Annotated in this window: 13 protein-coding genes; 9 read left to right on the top strand and 4 right to left on the bottom strand. The window is 65.7% G+C overall.

Annotated features, from left to right (window positions below; translation table 11 throughout):
* Positions 1-20: 20 nt before the first annotated feature.
* The 4 genes from ACQR1Y_RS23830 to ACQR1Y_RS23815 form a co-directional block, all read right to left on the bottom strand.
* On the bottom strand, positions 21-1,526 hold the full coding sequence (locus ACQR1Y_RS23830; RefSeq protein ID WP_434878429.1) for an outer membrane protein: 1,506 nt from the start codon (positions 1,524-1,526) through the stop codon (positions 21-23).
* Positions 1,527-1,736: 210 nt separating this feature from the next.
* Entirely contained in the window at positions 1,737-2,291 is a 555-nt protein-coding gene (locus ACQR1Y_RS23825; protein WP_434878428.1) for a hypothetical protein, read from the bottom strand.
* A 31-nt stretch (positions 2,292-2,322) separates the two neighbouring features.
* Positions 2,323-3,303, bottom strand: coding sequence for a catalase family peroxidase (locus tag ACQR1Y_RS23820; RefSeq protein ID WP_434878517.1), 981 nt, complete (start codon positions 3,301-3,303; stop codon positions 2,323-2,325).
* An 80-nt stretch (positions 3,304-3,383) separates the two neighbouring features.
* On the bottom strand, positions 3,384-4,400 hold the full coding sequence (locus ACQR1Y_RS23815) for an alpha/beta fold hydrolase (protein ID WP_434878427.1): 1,017 nt from the start codon (positions 4,398-4,400) through the stop codon (positions 3,384-3,386).
* 179 nt (positions 4,401-4,579) lie between these two features.
* Between ACQR1Y_RS23815 and ACQR1Y_RS23810 the strand changes: the two genes are divergently transcribed.
* From ACQR1Y_RS23810 to mauJ, 9 genes are all read left to right on the top strand, one after another.
* Complete coding sequence (locus ACQR1Y_RS23810) at positions 4,580-5,491, top strand: LysR family transcriptional regulator (protein ID WP_434878426.1); 912 nt, start codon at positions 4,580-4,582, stop codon at positions 5,489-5,491.
* Between the two features lie 259 nt (positions 5,492-5,750).
* Positions 5,751-6,272 (top strand): ParB N-terminal domain-containing protein, encoded by a 522-nt coding sequence (locus ACQR1Y_RS23805; protein ID WP_434878516.1) that lies wholly within the window; start codon positions 5,751-5,753, stop codon positions 6,270-6,272.
* Positions 6,273-6,438: 166 nt separating this feature from the next.
* Complete coding sequence (locus tag ACQR1Y_RS23800; protein WP_434878425.1) at positions 6,439-7,197, top strand: SDR family NAD(P)-dependent oxidoreductase; 759 nt, start codon at positions 6,439-6,441, stop codon at positions 7,195-7,197.
* Positions 7,198-7,665: 468 nt separating this feature from the next.
* Positions 7,666-7,968, top strand: a complete 303-nt coding sequence (locus ACQR1Y_RS23795; RefSeq protein ID WP_434878424.1) for a hypothetical protein — start codon at positions 7,666-7,668, stop codon at positions 7,966-7,968.
* Between the two features lie 266 nt (positions 7,969-8,234).
* Positions 8,235-9,431, top strand: a complete 1,197-nt coding sequence (locus tag ACQR1Y_RS23790; RefSeq protein ID WP_434878423.1) for a cytochrome P450 — start codon at positions 8,235-8,237, stop codon at positions 9,429-9,431.
* Between the two features lie 590 nt (positions 9,432-10,021).
* Positions 10,022-11,212, top strand: a complete 1,191-nt coding sequence (locus tag ACQR1Y_RS23785) for a hypothetical protein (RefSeq protein ID WP_434878422.1) — start codon at positions 10,022-10,024, stop codon at positions 11,210-11,212.
* Between the two features lie 79 nt (positions 11,213-11,291).
* The gene (locus ACQR1Y_RS23780) at positions 11,292-11,687 is read left to right on the top strand and encodes a hypothetical protein (protein ID WP_434859960.1); all 396 of its coding nucleotides are present in this window, start codon (positions 11,292-11,294) and stop codon (positions 11,685-11,687) included.
* A 503-nt stretch (positions 11,688-12,190) separates the two neighbouring features.
* The gene (locus ACQR1Y_RS23775; protein WP_434859959.1) at positions 12,191-13,579 is read left to right on the top strand and encodes a hypothetical protein; all 1,389 of its coding nucleotides are present in this window, start codon (positions 12,191-12,193) and stop codon (positions 13,577-13,579) included.
* A 22-nt stretch (positions 13,580-13,601) separates the two neighbouring features.
* On the top strand, positions 13,602-15,032 hold the full coding sequence (mauJ, locus tag ACQR1Y_RS23770) for a methylamine utilization protein MauJ (protein WP_434878421.1): 1,431 nt from the start codon (positions 13,602-13,604) through the stop codon (positions 15,030-15,032).
* Positions 15,033-15,183: the final 151 nt, after the last annotated feature.

The raw sequence follows: 15,183 nt of genomic DNA, 5'->3' as shown, positions 1-15,183 counted from the left end.
GTGGAGATCGGAGCGCGCCGTCAGCGGCCGAGGCGCGGCAGAATGTCGAAGCGGTAGTTGACGCCGACCAGAGCCGTGTGAATCTGCGTCTTCTGGCTGACGACGTTGGGTCCGCCGGTGATCGCGGCCGCGCCAGGCACGGTGCCGGTGACCGTGCCGAAATCGGCATAGTCATACTCGGCGAAGGCCGACCAGTTGCGGGCGAACATCCACTCGACGCCGGCGCCGACCGTCCAGCCGCTGCGGTTGAACGCCGTGCTCGCCGATTGCCCCGTCGCCGTGTTGGTCACCGCCACGCGGGTGCGCGTCCAGGCGGCGCCGCCTCTGGCGTACAGCAGGACCTCCGGCGTCACCAGATAGCCGGCACGCAGCGTCGCGGTGTAGAGGTTGCTGACGCGCGTATCCAGCGCGATCCCAGGCGCCAGCGACGTCGTCGCATTGATGTTGCCGAGATCGGCCATCGCCTGGATGCCGACGACGAAGCGGTCGAACTGGTAGTCGCAGCCGAGCTGCAGGCCGCCGAGGACGTCGCTGCCATTGCTCGATGAGGCCGTCGGAATCTGCACGGCCGCAACCGGCAGCGGCGCCACGTTGCCGCCTCCGGCGACGGGCGGTGGATTCTGAGGCGGAGGATTTTGCGGCGGCGGGTTCTGCGGCGGAGGATTGTTGTTGCCCTGCGGTGGCGGCTTCGGCTGGCCGCCGTCCTTCGGCGGAGTCTTCGGCGGCCAACCGGGCTTGTCCGGATGCTGCGGCCAGCCGTCGTGATCGTGCTTGCCGCCGTGCTGCTGCCAATGATCCTTGTCGGGCTTGCCGCCGTGGCCGCCCTTGTCGTCGTCGTGATCCGGCTTCGCCCAGGCGTAGCTGTCATAGCCGGGCTTTGCCGGCTGCTTCGACCAGCCGAACGAAATCGGCTTGTCGTAGCCGCCGTCCTTCTTGCCCCAGCCGCCGCCGGCCTTGTTGTCATCATGCTTGTCGTGGCTCAGCCAGGAGTAACGGTCGGAATAGCCGTTCGAATGCAGCTGCGACCAGCCGCCCGACTTGTCATGATCGTCGTCGTGGCGCTTGCCGGACCAGTTGTCGCTATATTTGACGTCCTTGTAGTTATCCTTGTAGTTGTCGTCCTTGTCCTTGGACGGCGTCTGCCACGGCCAGGACGGCTTGTCGCCACCTTTCGACCCGACCTGCGGCCAATGATGGTCGCCGTGATCGTGCTTGGAGGGCGGTTTGCTATAACCTCCGTCGTGATCCTTTTCGCAGAGAGCGGGCTTGCTGGGCTTCCACCAGCCGCCGCCGTGATCGCCATAAACCGGAGGCTTGTGAGGCGGCTTGTAGGGCGGCTTGCCTCCGCCGTTGTTCCCGCCGGGGTTGTTCGGCGGCGGCGGGTTCTGCGGCGGGTTTGCAACCACCGGCGGCTTGGCCGGCGGAGTGTTGGCATTGCCGGCAGGCTGCTGCTGCGCAGGCTGCGCGGGCGCGGCGCCGGCATTGGCGAGCTGACTCCACGTCTGCTGCTGACGCGACCACGCCATGCCGCCATTGGCGCCGACATGGCAGCCACTCCACCTGTAGGCGAATACGTCGGGAGGCGGGAGCGGGGGCGGCAGGGCGAGGTCGGTCGCCCAAACCGATGTCGTACTTCCTGCGAAAGTAGTTAGGCAAAGGCATACGCCAAATACGCGACGCATCGAACTCACAACTCCTGAACACGGGCCGCAACTACGGCGGCCGCATCAGGAGGGTCAGATTGTGTCGCGACCTGAATTGAAAAATGTCAATCGAAAGGAATGCAGATCGCCGTGATGAGCCGTTAACGATTCCGTTTCGAGTGTTGCGCCGGAGATGCAGAATTCAGGCAAAATGAAGCAACGCCCGACACGATTGCGACGCAGAGTGCGCGGGCCGCTCGGTCCGCTGCGATCGTTCGTCGACGAACGCAGGTGGCCGCGCGAGGCGGCGCGTTGCGAATGCATCGCTGGCTGCAGGCTGATTCGTGCGCACTCTCGATGGGACGACCGATCAGTCGATGCTGATTGCTCGCGCAGGTAGATGCGGATGATGTCGCAGTCGCGCGAGGATCGGTGCGTCGGTTCGGCAACACGCGTCGCGGCTGATCGCGGCGTCGAGGTCGAGGTTCCCTCGAGCGCGCGCGAGACTGCCGATCGCGGCGCGCCACCGATGCGGACAAACCATGGCGCCCACCGCCGCAATCCCGGCGAATGCGGCGATCCCTCGTCGGTGCCGCGACGGAGACTGATCAAAGGCGCCGCAAAGCGTGCATGATTGCGGCGCGCCACGATCTTGCGGCGCGCCGCGCAGGAGAGGCGCTCAGGGATTGCGCCGCGAGAACGAGATTGCGTAGGCGGCGCTGCGGATGTCGATCATCGGATCGTCGGAGGCCTCGATGCCGTCGGGGAGCTGGCTCGGCAGGAACAACAACTGCTTTTGCGCGGCATCGCTGTCGGCCACCGCCTTGTCGATCGTGACGACGCCGAGCTCGACCAGCTTGCGATCGTCGGGCCACGGCTTCGCGGGGTCCTTGGTGTCGTCGCCGGCGGCGGCGAGCTGGGCCATGAAGCGGAACGTCACCGGCCCCTGTTTCAGCCGCGCCGGCAGCTCGGCCATCAGATAGTCGGGCGCGCGCTTGGCGGCCTCGGCCTTGTCGAGATGCACCACCTTCTCCGGCAGCATCTGATAGCGGATCGCCTGCTTCGCGCCGGCCTTGTTGACGAGCACGAAGGCGTTGACGCCGAAATAGGCCTCGTTGGCAAAGCTGTCCGGCGTCGCGATGGTGCCGAGCGCGGCCGGCACCGACGGGTGGCTGCCGATGAACTGCTCGAGCTTGGTCGGCTTCGCCGCGTTCGGCCCGGAGTCGGCGATCGCCAGGAACAGGTCGCGCAAATCGGCCGCCGTCGAGACGGGGAAGAACTTCAGCGAGTTGATGACGATGTCCATGTCGCTGCCGTCAGCGAGGCGAAACTTCACCGCCATGCCGTGCGGATTGGCGTCGTCGGATCCATCCGGCAGGTTCGGCACGCCCGTCGAATCCGAGAACCGCACGGTCACCGGGATCTCGCCGCCGCTGAACAGCGACGCCTTGCTTAAAGTCGCCGCCTCCGCCGACGGCTTGAACCTGCCCTCGACCACCACGCCCTTGGCGTGATTGGCGCGGAAGCCGGCGTGCACGCCGAACACCTTGTTCATGGCATCGACGAGCTGCTGCTCGAGCGGCGCGTCCTCGGCGTAGGCAGCGGTGGGCAGCACGAAGGCCAGCGCGGCCAGCGCGGCCACGATTTTGCGTGTCATGATGGAGCGGCTCCCTGTGTTGTCGTCAGTCATCCATCATCACACCACAAATTCGCGACGGGAGCGAATATCGTGACGGCGCATCACGCGCCGAGCTTGCGGCCGAGGAAGTCGCGGATCAGCGGCACCATCTCGTCGGCCTTGTCCTCCAGCGCGAAGTGCCCGGTGTCGATCAGGTGGAACTCGAGCTGCGGCAGGTCACGCTTGTACGGATGGGCGCCGTCGGCCGGGAAGATCTTGTCGTTCTTGCCCCAGACGATCAGCGTCGGCGGCTGATGCTTGCGGAAATAGGCCTGGACCTTGGGATAGAGCGGCAGGTTGGTGCGATAGTCGTAGAGCATGTCGATCTGGATGTCGGCATTGCCCGGACGGTCGAGCAGCGCCTGGTCGTGGACCCAGTTGTCGGGCGAGACGCGGCTCAAATCGCTAACGCCGTCGGTGTACTGAAACTTGGTGATCTCCAAGGTCACCAGCTTGTAGAGCGGCTTGCGGCGCGCCTCGGAGTGGTCGGCCCAGTACGCCTTGATCGGATCCCAGAACTCCTTCAGGCCCTCGTCATACGCATTGCCGTTCTGCACGATCAGCGCCGTGACGCGCTCGGGATGCGCGAGCGCCAACCGCCAGCCGACCGGCGCGCCGTAGTCCATGACGTACATCGCGAACTTCGTCACGCCGAGCTGGCCGAGCAGCCCGTCGATCAGCTCGCCGAAGCGATCGAACGAGTAGGTGAACTTCGTCCGGTCGGGCATGTCGCTCTGGCCATAGCCGGGATAGTCCGGCGCGATCACGCGATAGCGGTCGGCGAGCTGCGGAATGAGGTTGCGGAACATGTGCGACGAGGTCGGAAAGCCGTGCAGCAGCAGCACCACCGGCGCGTCCTTGGACGCGTCCTTGGGCCCGGCCTCGCGATAGAAGATATTGATGCCGTCGATCGTCGCCGTGCGATGATGCGTCACTACCGGCGCCGTGCCGGCCGGTGCGGCGCGCGCGGTGGCTGGGCTCTGCGACACGGCCGCGCCGGCCGCCAGCAGCGGCAGGCCGAAAGCAAAACGGCGGCGGCTCAGGGCGGCGAGCGGACCGGTCGGACGAACGTGCTTCATGTCGGACTCCAAGGCAGATTGAGGTGCGAGCCACCGCGACGGCGGCATCATCCGGCGCCGCGCGACACGACCTGCGCGGCCCGCGGCGGATGGTCGTCCTCGGAGGTATCGCATTGCTCCGCTGCATTGCAGCCCATATAGATGAGAAGTTGCTTTGGTGATTTCGGAAAGGTGGCGCGATGGATCGCCTGGAGGCGATGACGGCGATCATTGCAGTCGCAGAGACGGGCTCGATCTCGGCCGCATCGCGCCGCCTCAAGCTTCCGGTGGCCACCATCAGCCGCAAGGTCTCGGAACTTGAAGCCCGCCTGAAGGCGCAATTGTTTCAGCGCAGCTCGCGCCGCGTGACGTTGACGGAGGCCGGACGCGCCTATATCGACGCCTGCCGGCGCATCGTCGAGCAGGTCGAGGACGCCGAGCGAGAGCTGTCCGGCGAGTACCGCATCCCGCGGGGCGAGCTGGCGGTGACGGCGCCGTGGGGGCTCGGCCACACCCATCTGCTGCCGCACACGATCGCCTTCCTCGACGCCCATCCGGAGATTTCGCTCCGCTTGAAGCTGACCGACGCCGTCGTCAACATCGGCGACGAGAATTTCGACGTCGCGGTCCGCGTCGGGCCGCTGCCGGAGAGCAGCATGATCGCGACGCGCATCGGGTCGATCCGCACCGTCGTCTGCGCCAGCCCGTCCTACCTGAAGGCGCGCGGCCGGCCGAAGAAGCCGGCCGATCTCGCCACGCATCAGTGCATCACGATCGACGACCACAAGGCGCCCGCGGCGTGGAAGTTCGTCGCCGGCAACCGCACCCGCGTGGTCCCGATCACGTCGCGGCTGTGCGTCAACACGTCGGAAGCCGCGGTGCTCGCGGCGATCGACGGCGCCGGCCTCGCGCGCGTGATGTCCTACAAGATGGAGGCCGCGCTGCGCGCGAAGCAGCTCGAGATCGTGCTCGACCCGTTCGAGCCGGCGCCGCTGCCGGTGCACATTCTCTATCCGCCGCGCAAGCCGATGCCGCTCAAGCTGCGCACCTTCCTCAACTGGATGACGCCGCGGCTGAAGGCGCAGTTCAACACACCAGGCTCCGCCTCGTGACGCTGCGGCTGCTTCAGCCGCGTCAAGAGGCGGCACGCGCAGGGCAGCCGCCTGCCCGCCCTCCGCCCGCGGCGCTTGCGGAAGCCGGGGGAATGTCCGTATTGTAAAGCGGCATGCTCCTGTCGCTGTCTTCCGGCGCGTCCTTGTTCCAGACCTGGATGCCGCAGCCATCGTCCACCGGACGATCGTCTTCGCTCGCCGGGCGCGTCGACATCATCGAGCCAGCAAGCGACCGCGCCAACATGAGGGAGCCTTGACTGTGTCCGCACCGGAAAGTTTCCCCATCGACAAGATCCACGTTCCCGAGAAGAAGCGCAAAGCGCTGAAGCCGGACGTTGTCGACGCGCTGGCCGAGAGCATCCTGGAGTCTGGCCAGCGCGAGCCGATCCTCGTCCGCAGCGACAAGGATCATTATGTCCTGGTCGAGGGCCTGCACCGCCTGGAGGCCTGCAAGGCGCTCGGCGAGGGCGCCATCACCGGCCTTCTGATCTCGGCGGAGGACGCGCGCCTGCGCGAGCTGCCGCCGCCTCCGCCCGATCCCGAGCGCGAGAAGATGGAGCGGCTGCGCAAGCTGCGGCTGGAGAAGGAAGAGGCCGACAGGCTCAATGCTGCGTCGCGCGGCAGCGCCAGCGCCCACGCTGCGACACGTCCGCGCGGTCCCGCGGACACGCCCCGCAAGGACCGCAGCGGCGCCGCCAAGCCGGCCCGCGCCGCCGCAGCCGCGCCGAAGACGCTGTCCGACTGGATCAAGCAGCAGGAGCGCAGCGGCGGCCGCTACTGACGCCGCCCGCGCCGCCTCTCTCCCATCGTCATGGCGGGCCACGAGCCCGCCCGGACTACCAAGTTGCGCGCGCCTGTGCGATCGTTCCGTCTCGGCCCGGCTGATCAGGCCCGCCGCTGCAATGCAGTTCACTCTTATCCCCCATTCCCCGATCAAGAGGACGCCCATGCCGACCGCCATCTATCCCAGCCTGAAAGACCGCACGGTCCTCGTCACCGGCGGCGGCTCCGGCATCGGCGAGGCCATCGTGCGCAATTTCCTCGACCAGGGCGCGCGCACCGCCTTCATCGACATCGACCGCGAGGCCTCGGAGTCGCTGCTCGCCAGCCTGCCGTCCGACGCAAGCGTGCATTTCGAGCACGCCGATCTGCGCGACATCGCAGCGCTGCGCGCCGCGGTCGAGGGCGTGCGTCGCGCCTTCGGCCCGATCACCGTGCTCGTCAACAACGCCGCGCGCGACGACCGCCACAGCATCGAGGACGTCACGCCGGACTATTGGGACGAACGCATGGCGGTCAATCTCAAGCACCAGTTCTTCGCAGCGCAAGCGGTGGCGCCCGACATGCGCGCGGCCGGCATCGGGTCGATCGTCAATCTGGGCTCGGTGAGCTGGGTGCTCGGCCAAGGCGGCATGCCCTGCTACACCACGGCGAAATCTGCCATCCAGGGCCTGACGCGTTCGCTCGCCCGCGACCTCGGCCCCGACAACATCCGCGTCAACTCCATCCTCCCCGGCTGGACCATGACCGAGCGCCAGCTCAAGCTGTGGCTGACGCCCGCCGGCGAGGCGGAGCTGATGCAGCGGCAATGCCTCAAGCGCAAGATCATGCCCGACGACATCGCCCGCGTTGTGCTGTTCTTCGCCTCCGACGATTCCGGCGCCTGCACCAACCAGAACTACATCGTCGACGGCGGCTGGGTGTGAGGGCCCGCGGGGTCGCGCATGATGATCTCCGCTTGAGTTCGACTTTCTGCGGTCGCGACACACCGCTCTGTCAGGTCGCCACACACCGCGCCGCCAGTTAGTTATTCCGTCATGCCCGGGCTTGTCCCGGGCATCCACGTCGTTCTCAGCATGCCGACCGACGTGGATGGCCGGGACAAGCCCGGCCATGACGACGTAGAGATACCGAGCGCAAAGCCCCGATCGTCAGCGTCGCCGTGCATCATCATCTCAGCCGATCCGGACCTGCGCCCTTCCGCGCAGGACAGTTTGACGCGCCTCCGCGGCCACGCACAGCCGGAACGGCCGCGGGGCCTGGCGATTGCCCATAGGCGCGACGCGGACGACAGAGCCGGGACACGCGCGCATCGCCGGCGCTCCACTGGACGCGTCCGTCTCGCCCCCGGCCGTTACGGCCACATCAGCCACCACACATCATTGGAGTTCCCGATGCGAGCAACCATCGCTGCCCTGTCCGTTCTTCTTCTCGCGAGCACCGCCGGCGTCTCTGCCGCGCCGGTGGCCGCGTCCGCGGAGGCCGGCACCACGGCGGCCGCGCCGATGCGCCTGGCGCAGCGCGACTACGACCGCGACGGGCGCGGGCATTGGCAGCGCGAACAGCGGCGCCATCATCATCGCGGCTATGAGCGGCGTCATGGCCCGCCGTCCGGCTGGCATCGCTTCCGCTCCCGCCCGCACGACTATCACCGCCGCGGCTGCATGCAGATCGGCCCCGCGTGGTTCTGCCCGTAGGCCAACCGACATCCGTCTCGCACGGTCCTCCACGGAGCCCGTGCGAGACGGAACGCTCGGGAGCAGGCGATCCGGCTCGCCGCAACATCAAGCGCGCGACGCCCACCATCAGCTTGCTGCACGTGCACCGCCGCGCTGCAGCACATGCCGGTCACAGCAGGCTCGTCCTCATCAGGACATCGGACGAGCATTGCACCGCCCTATTCGCGCACCTATCCTCATGGAGAGAGATCCACGCTGGCCCGCATCCTCGCAAGGAGCGCCCCATGCCGACCGCGACCCTGGCTCCTGGACTGGCTCCCCTCGACGAGACCATCACGATCGCGGAGCTCACGCGCGATCCCTATCCGATCTATCAGCGGCTGCGGCGCGAGGCGCCGGTGCTGCGGGTCAAGTCGGTGGGCCGGACGTTCCTCACCAAGGCGGCCGACACCAAATACGTGAAGGACAATGCGGCGCTGTTCTCGTCCGACGATCCGAACACGCCGATGAAGCGCGCTTTCCTCGCGCACACCTTGATGCGCAAGGATCACGACGAGCACCGCGCCGAGCGCATGGCGATGATGCCGGCCTTGATGCCGAAGACGATCGAAGCCGTCTGGGAGCCGCTCTACGCCAAACTCGCCGCTGCTTATCTCGACCGCCTGCCGCGCGGCGACATCGTCGATCTGTTCCCCGCGCTCGCCGGCCCCTTGGCCGCGCGCATCCTCGCGCATGTGATGGGCATTCCCGACGCCAGCGACGACGACATGCAGCGCTGGTCGCAGGCGCTGATCGACGGCGCCGGCAATTTCGGCTGGACGCCGGGGCCGTTCGACGCCACCGACCTCGCCAATGCCGAGATGGACCGCTGCATCCGTGCCAACATGGCGCGCGTGCGCAACGAGCCGGATTCCTCCGCGCTGTCCTTCATGGTCAACGCCAAGAACCCCATTCCCGACAGCCAGATCATCGCCAACATCAAGATCGCGATCGGCGGCGGCATCAACGAGCCGCGCGACGCGCTGCTGACGATCCTCTACGGCCTGCTGACCAACCCGGACCAGCTGGAGGCCGTGCGCGCGCAGGACAAATGGCGCGCCGCTTTCGAGGAAGGCGTGCGCTGGGTGGCGCCGATCCAGGCGAGCTCACGCCTGGTCATGGAGGACACCGAGATCCGCGGCTGCCTGATCCCGAAGGGCGACACCGTGATGACCATCCAGGCCTCCGCCAACCGCGACGAGGAGCTGTTCGAGGACGGCGAGCGCTACAACGCGCTGCGCGACCCCAACCCCCACCAGGCCTTCGGCAACGGCCCCCACCACTGCGCCGGCGCCCACCTCTCCCGCCGCACCGTCGGCGCGATCCTGCTGCCGATGCTGTTCGAGCGGTTTCCGAACATGGAGCTGGTCGATGCGGCCAGCGTGCGGTGGCACGGGTTCGGGTTTCGCGGCCCGCTCAATTTGCCGGTGCGGATGCAATAAGGATCGGGCCGCATGCGTCGTTGCTCGGGTTGCCTCGGTGCACGTCACGCGGCCGCGGGGACGGCCGGTCGCACTGGCCGGACCGAGTGCAGCGGCGTCGCGGGGACTTTGGCAGCAGAGGGGCTATCGCATATGATCACGCTCAGTGGGTCGCGAAACTGTCTCCTCATCGTCATGCCCGGGCTCCGTCCCGGGCATCCACGTCGTGCTCAGCATGCCGCACGACGTGGATGGCCGGGCCTTCGCCGCGCCGAAGCGGCTTCGGCCGCGCAGGCGGGACATGCCCGGCCATGACGATGAGGAAGCAGTCGCGTGCAAAACTCTGTTCGTCAAATACGATAGCCCTGCCTGCTCACGGCGAGCCGGCGGGCATGAGGGAAGCATGACGCCGGATCGCAAGCCCGTTGCGCGAATCGGCTCGACGAGTGTTTCCTTGAAACCGGTCGTTTCCGGATCGAGCTCTCGCCCTGCCCACCGCTGTCATGCTCCGCGAAAGCGGGGCATCCAGTACGCCGAGGCAGAAGAGAGTCGCCGAGGTGTCACGGCGTACTGGATCGCCCGCTTTCGCGGACGATGACAGCCGGGGTTTCATGATCGAGGAGCCAGGACTTCGGAAACGGTCGTCTAGTCCCCGCGCCATGCCAGTCGCCCCCACTCCGGCGGGACGCGCGAGCGAACCGAATGGCGCTCCCCTCCCCCTCCTTCCGACCGCGCGCCTGATGCGTCGCTATCTCGTCGCGCTGGCGGGCGGGATGGTGCTGGTCATGATCGGGCTCGCCGGAATCGTCGCGCTGCTGTCGCGGGATGGCGGCGTGGAGCATGATTTTCTGGGCCAGGTCGCGAAAGCGGGCGATGCCGATTGGTATCGCGACGTCGGCGGCCGGTCCGTCAACCAGATTCAGGATCAGGACATCTTCTACAGCAATGTCGGGCATTCGATCGCCGCGGCAAAGGCCTCGGACATCGTCCTGCTCGGCCCGTCCTTCGTCGCCCGCGGCATCGACCGGCCAACGCTCCGATCCTCGGCGCTGCTCGGCGGGCTGAAGACCTACAACATGGCCTTTCTCGGCATCCGCGGCGGCGAGTTCTCCCGCCGGATCATCGCCCGCTGGCGCATCAGGCCGGCGCTGTGGCTGATCAATGCCGACGACCAGTTCGTGCACTTCTTCAGCGACGACCTCCACCTCACGATCGGCTCCGACAAGAAGCCGATCGACGCCGCGGCGCGCAGCCGGCTGCAGGGCCATCTCACCGTGCTGCGCCGCAATGTCAGATGGCGAATCGAAGACTGGATCGCGGTGCTGCAGGGACGGTCCGCGCCGGACGCCCTGTTCGGCGACTACCGCAGCGTGTCCACCGGCGACATGATGAACACCAATCCCGCCTATGCCGCCACGGGCAATCCGCCGATGCGGATCCTGCGCGATCGGCAGTGCGACACCAGCCCGGCGGTGGTGGATCATGCCCGCCGCCTGCTGCGCGAGATCGGCGGCCAAATCGTGCTGATGCTGGTGCCGCACAGCCAGGCCTGCGCGCGCCAAGCCGCAGAGCTCGCGAAAGCCCTGAACGTGGAATTCATCCCGCCGCCGGATGACGACGCGCTCACGACGCTCGACGGCGGCGGCCACCTCGACCGGAACGGCGCGGCGCGCTTCACCCGCTATCTCGCGGCGGAGCTCATCAAGACCAAGGCGTTCGCGGCCGCGTTCGGCGGCCGGCTGGGCCTGGCCAGCCGGCGCGAGGATTCGACAACGACGAGCGAGACCAGGCAGGCCGAATGAGGCCGCTTCCAGAGAGTTCACGCCGCCCCGTTGCGGCCATGCGCCGTGCAACGTGCGACCGACGATCGTCGACGGCCCCTTGACCAACCCTCAGCAGTTCCAGGCCGTGCGTGAGCAAGGCCCGTGGCGCAGCGCCTTCGAGGAAGGCGTGCGCCCGGTGGCGCCGATCCAATTACGGCGACAGTGCTGGACTGGACCCGTAATCCTGATCAAGACCAAAGGGGCGCATCCGGAGAATACGATTGCACTGAAGCGTTGTCATATCGCGTTCGGGCGATCCTGGACGGGTGAGTGGCAATCCTACATCGAGCATTTCCGTTATCTCATCTTGCGTCCGGAGTCCGATCTAAAGCCTCAGTGGACGCACGATCGGCAACCGGCTGATGAGCAGTCCGCCACTGTGCCGTTTCTCAACAAGGAAGCGCGGGAGGGATGGCGTCAGCGCGCTCGAAAAATGGGCCATCCATACGAGTAGCTCAGGCAGCATAGCTTCCGAGTGTGTGATCTGAAATTGTTTCAACCCTTTACATCGGTGACAGTGCGGGAATCCCAACGCCGCATGCGCTAACGCGCCGTCTTTGCTCATGGCTGCTTCTTGCACGGACGAATCACTTAAGCGGACATGCCGCCATCGCTCACGGCTTTGGCGGCTCCTCGACATCTTTATGTTAAAGCCGCCTTGAAGGGCGTTTCAAAAGGCTTTCAAAGACATCCGCGACAAGAATTCCGCGCGTGGTTGACGGCCGTCTGAAAAACGGCGACAAAAAGAAATCCCCCCGCAAGGCAATTCTCGGAATTCTTAAGGGAGAATTGCGCCATGCGAGAGCCAAGGCTCGAAGTAAGTCTGTGGGGTTTCAGGATTAGTGCGGTCGGCGCGCTGGCGGTTTGCGCCGCTGTGTTGATCTTTTTTGCGGCTCTGGCGGCTTGGCGTTTCTAGCTCTAGCCAAGGCCGAATGGTTAAACACCCGAAGGTGCCGCATGCCGAAGAGCGAAAGCATAAGACCGCTGCACTGCGTCGAACTCGTCACGGGGAAGAACCTCACGGGAACGGTTCTGATCTCGGAGAACGCGCTCCGCGTCGATATCTATAGCTACGATGGTCACTTCCATATCGAAAGCGAAGAGCCGGTCTTCCTGCAAACCGCGACGAACGAAATCGTCTCGCTGCATTCGAACGTCACGACGATCGCCGGAACCTCATCGCGCAATGTGCCGCCGCAGCGGACGACCCTCCATCAGGAGATCCTCTCGAACGTAGCAGTCGTGGGCCACGATGCCTGGGCGGCCGAAGACGGCGTCAAGCAAGTCACCTTCAACGTAAAGCACACGAACCAGTTGATGCGCCATGACGGCAAGGTCAAGGCGATCGGCCGCACGCGGTTTCCGGAAGGGGATGAACTCACGATCTTCGACGCGGCGGCGGAAGGCATGACGCTCCGGGCGTGGTACGGCGCGACCTACGGCATGGAGCTGGAGGGGCCGAAGGAAATCTGGCCGACCTTCGGGATTGAATTCGATCGACCGCAGAACATCCGCGACTACATCGGCTATGTGTCGGACTACGTGAACTTCCTGTCGTTCTGCTTCGGCGTGCCGCTCACGCCCTCTTCGATCCGGATCGACCGGCTTTCCTTCGCAGGAATGATGGAAGCCATCGAAAAGCACGAATATCCCGGCGACCACAAGGTCCACTACATCTGGCCGGAATCCGACGTTGATAACTGCGATCTCTGGGTCGGCGGCTCGCCGGTACGCTGTTGGAACGATGAGGAATTGGGCGCCTTCCGCGCATGCCTCATCGTATGGATGAACCGGGCCTCGGCCTGGCGGCGGCCCAACGCGTTGATGAGGACCGCCTTCGATTTGAAAAACGTGGTCTCCTCGGAGCGGCTCTTGAACGCGTGCCGATGGTTCGAAGATATCCCGATCGGGAAGGCGCAGCCAGTCCTCCCGGCCCCGGATGTGGACGCGATCGCCGCCGTTGCGGCGGCGAAGGCGCAGGAGCTTGGGCATGACGCGGCGATCGGCGAGCGGGTCGCGGGCGCGATCCGCTGGATCAGGGCGGAAACCGCCGAGCAGCAATTCAGGCGTCTTATCGGGACTGTCCAGGCGAGGTTCGGCAAGGGCGTCATGCCGGAAGAAGCCGTCGAGCATCTCAAGCGCGCGATCAATTTTCGCGGCAAGAGCGCGCATGGTCACTTCAACCCGGAAAGCGACGCGCAATTCCGGCAGTTTTCAAAATCGATGCGGGCGATGGAATCGCTCTGCTACCTCCTGACCGCGCTCGAGCTGCCGATCCCCGAGAAAGGTCTCTCGCGGACCGGGGCAAACCCGGTCCTGAGGGACTATCGCAACGCTTACGACTAAGGCGGCGGGTGAGGAACAACCGATGTATGCCAAGAACCTCGCCCGCATTTTAGGCCTCTTGTGTCAGGACAGCGATGTCTCGCACAGCACGCTGCAGGAACTCGATGAGCGTTTCGATTCCTTGCGCCGCTACGGAAAACTTCCGCGCGGGCGCGAGCGGCGCGAAGAGAAGCTGACCCCGCATCATATCGCCGCGGCCGTCTTCGGCCTTGTCCCGGTCCATCCCGGGTGGGCGGGGCACGTCGCCATTATCCTCGGCGGCCTGCGTCCGGTGGGAGGCACGGGCGCATCGTTCTTCGGCGCAGGGACGATCAGCGACGTGGTTGCCATTCTTCTGGCGAACCAAGAAGCGCGGAAGGACTTCATCCGCATGACCGAGACCGTGGCTGAGACGGGCGTGAACAGCAACGGCGGCGCGGAGGTCGTTTATCTGCATGACGGGCAAAAGCGGCGGGCTTATTTCGTGCCGGACGGCGCCATCTCGCTTCTGGCGCCCGGGGCAGAAGCCGGTTTCGATCCCGACCGCAGCCGCATGAACGCGCCAGCAATGCGCGAGATGTCGTTTAATCAGGAGTTCTTCCGGCGCCTCGCGCGGGAATGCGAGTTGGCCGAGCGTTTCGCCGCGCCTCCCGAAGGCGACGGTTCGAAATACGACGCCGAGGACGCCGAACGGATACGCTACCAGAAGCTCGGCGTGCGCAATAACTCCCGCTACCTCCATATTGGCGTCGATAACCAGGTCACCTGGCCCAAGGAAGAGCGGCTCATCACCTTCGACCGCTACCAACTCGTCCTCATGCCCAAGACGAGGGAGCACGTGCAATCGGTGCACATCGACCTTGTTGCCAACCGGGTCGACGAGCGGACCGCGATGACGGTGATCAATCGCTTCCTGAGCATCATGGCGTGGTGCGACGACAATTTCGCGATCGCCGGCTTTGGATGGTCGGGCAATCCCGTCCCGGTCCCGGTAACCAAGCGCGACCTCGCCTTCACGACGGCAACCCATTACATCTTCGACCGGAAGATCCCGGGCTCCGAGGAAGCACGGCGCGCGCTTGCCCTTTTTCGCGAGGCGCGCAATGCGCAGCAGAACGGCTTTGTGAGCTACGCCGTGCTGAATTACTACAAGATCATCGAGATCCGGAATCACGGCAAGGAAACGGCGCGCAAATGGTTCCTCGCCAATTTCGAGGCGATGCGCGCGACCTCAAAGAACAACGACGACATCACTCGCTTCCTTAGATTGTGCGGCGATGAGCCACCGCATAAATACATCCACGACTCCTGCCGAATTGCCGTGGCGCATGCCGGGAAACACTCGAAGTCCGATCCCGACGATGCCCATGAGATCGTCCGCCTGCACACGGCGGCCCGCGTCATGCATCTTCTGGCCCGCCGGTTCATCGAGCAGGAATTTGCGGTGGCAGACCTGATGTACTCGGGTGACTAAGCCGAGCGATAGCGATGCGGCTTTGGTATGACGTTGACAGTGCACTTAGCACCGCCTGCCTCGTCGGAACAGCGGTGCAACCGCGCTCAAGTTCACCCGTCAGAATGGCCTCGCTGCATCCCACCCATCCCCAATTGCCCGTCGTGCCAGT

It is taken from the genome of Bradyrhizobium sp. HKCCYLRH3099, from assembly GCF_051167855.1.
In the GTDB taxonomy this organism is placed as follows: Bacteria; Pseudomonadota; Alphaproteobacteria; order Rhizobiales; family Xanthobacteraceae; genus Bradyrhizobium.
This window is presented reverse-complemented; position numbering and strand designations above follow the sequence as displayed.